Raw genomic sequence first — 2,595 nt, forward strand, 5'->3', positions numbered from 1 at the left:
TACTATTGGTTCTGGGTAATGTACCCCTTGTACTGATATTTTCATTTTTCATATCTGTTGTTGTATATAATAAGAGTGAATTTATAAGATCCTTTACCAGGGCAGCTTTTTATTTTCCTGCTGTATCGAGTGTTGTAAGTATAGGTTTGGTTTGGAAATGGATATTCAACCCTATGTATGGAATACTAAACTATGTACTTGGGGTTTTCGGGATAGAAGGAGTAAACTGGCTTGGTGATAAGAGGTATGCGCTCCCGGCGTTAGTAATTGTACTCTTTACTTTATCGTTAGGACAACCGGTAATTTTATATATAGCGTCAATTGGAAATATTCCTGCAACATATGCAGAAGCTGCAGAAATCGATGGTGCCTCTAGATGGGCACAGATATGGAAGATAATATGGCCATTAGTTAAGCCAACTACATTATATATTATAGTCATTACAACAATCAATTCATTCCAGACATTCGCCATTGTGCAGCTGTTAACAGGAGGCGGTCCTTTTTACAGTACCTCAACAATAGTGTTCCAGCTCTATAAGACAGCATTTGAATTTGGTGAATTTGGTCTGGCGACAGCTATGGGAGTAATATTGGCAGTTATTGTAGTGGTAATATCTGTTTTCCAATACAAGTATTTATCCGCTGATATAGAATATTAAAAACTTTTTTAAGCTCCGGCGTAAAAAACTTATAATTGAGGAGTTGGAAACAAGTGACTGCTAAAAAAGTTAAAATCTTAGGAAAAAAGAAAAATAAACCGGTATCATATATATCATTATCCATTGTATTAATATTAGCATTATTGTTTTTATTTCCTTTTTACTGGATGATAAGCAATTCATTTAAGTCGCTATTTGTGGCTATATCCATACCACCGGAATGGTTCCCTAAAGAACCAATAATAGATAATTATGTACAGTTATTCAGACACAATACTTTCCGCTGGTTGTTAAACAGTATTATAGTATCTGCGGGGACAACCATACTGGTGCTTCTTACCAGTTCAATGGCAGGTTATTCTCTGTCAAAAAAGGAGTATCCGGGCAGGGATGTTATATTTTGGCTATTTGTGGCTGTAATGACTTTGCCGAAGCAGGTTTTGCTAGTTCCATTATTTATATTGATGAGAGAATTGAACCTATTTGATACTTATACAGGTTTAATTGTTCCTGCGGTAGGTTGGCCATTTGGAGTATTTCTTATGAAGCAGTTTACCCAGACCATGCCATCGGAATTGTTACAGTCGGCAGATATAGATGGATGCAATGAGTGGCAGAAGTTTGTCAAGATAGTTTTACCGCTGGTAAAGCCTGGGCTTGGAGCTCTTGCAATATTTACATTCATGTCCTCATGGAATGACTATTTCTGGCAGTTAATCATGATAAAACGTACAACAATGAAAACACTGCCTTTAGGTGTGGCAGGTTTTCAGGAAGAGTTCAACAACAATTATGGAATAATGATGGCAGGCAGTACACTTGCATCACTGCCCATGCTGGTAGTATTTCTGGTATTTCAGAAGTATTTTACACAAGGTATTACTCTGGGTGCAGTAAAAGGATAAGAATCAGGTAGTTTATTATGAATAATAACGGATGTATGATACAAGTCAGACAGGCGTATGTTTATCTTCTTGGGATAATAAAATACGCCTGTTTTTGCCGGCCAATCATTTATAACCAATTCAAATCATGTCTTTTAATAATAATTCTCTCATTTTAGAAATATATGTTTTCATTTATATGAAAATTTTGACAAATTAATTAATTATGTGATATAATCAACATAGATCAATAAAGTTTAATATTATCCTTTTCGTAATAATATAACAAAGACAATCATACAATAAATTGAATTGTGTATATATTACGCTATTTAACAACATCATTAAGTGTGGATTCCGTGTAACTACTTATTCTGCATTTAAACTACTTCATTGTAAAAACTAATATAGGGAGCTTAGGCAACTTACTAATTTTAAGATAATTTAATATATGTATATCAATAAAAAATATATATATAAACTAAACTATCTATAAATTAAAAGGAGGATGGTTTATGTCAAAAAAATTAAGATTAGTAATTGCTTTTATACTGTGCATCGCAATTCTAGGTAGTTTATTTGCTGGCTGCCAAAAAAAGGATCAATCTGGAACCGGTACAGATACTCCGGGGACAACTCAAGATGACAAAGGTAAGCAAGATCAAAGTGCTGAAAAAACAACAATTACTTTCTGGTTTTATCCCAGATATGTTGTTGAAGGCAAAGAAAACGGCGTATATGAACAGGAACTTATAGACGCTTATGTAAAAGAGAATCCCAATGTTGACATCGAATTTGAAATGCTTGCCTGGAACCAGGGACCTGAGAAAATAAACATTGCGATTTCTTCTAACGCAATGCCTGACAGTGTATTTGACTATCCAGGCAGAATAATCGGTTATGGGGCTCAGGGAGTACTTGCAGACCTTAATTTCATGTTTACAGAGGAAGACAGGAAAGACATACCCCAGTCAATTCTTGACCATTGCATGCTTGGGGACAAAATTTACATGTATCCAACACATATATCTCCGGTAATAATGGGAGTA

General features: G+C 34.8%; 3 protein-coding genes. All 3 read left to right on the top strand.

The genetic code is table 11. The annotated features are described in order from the left end of the window. Positions 1–662 (top strand): sugar ABC transporter permease (locus tag GXX20_04670; GenBank protein ID HHW30956.1); only part of this gene is annotated, 662 nt, incomplete at its 5' end. 167 nt (positions 663–829) lie between these two features. Then, a complete protein-coding gene (locus tag GXX20_04675; protein HHW30957.1) occupies positions 830–1,567 on the top strand; it encodes a carbohydrate ABC transporter permease in 738 nt (245 codons plus the stop codon). Positions 1,568–2,061: 494 nt separating this feature from the next. Beyond that, the coding region (locus tag GXX20_04680) for an extracellular solute-binding protein (GenBank protein HHW30958.1) at positions 2,062–2,595 on the top strand (534 nt) is incomplete at its 3' end.

The sequence above is a fragment of the Clostridiaceae bacterium genome, from assembly GCA_012840395.1.
Lineage (GTDB): Bacteria > Bacillota > Clostridia > Acetivibrionales > DULL01 > DULL01.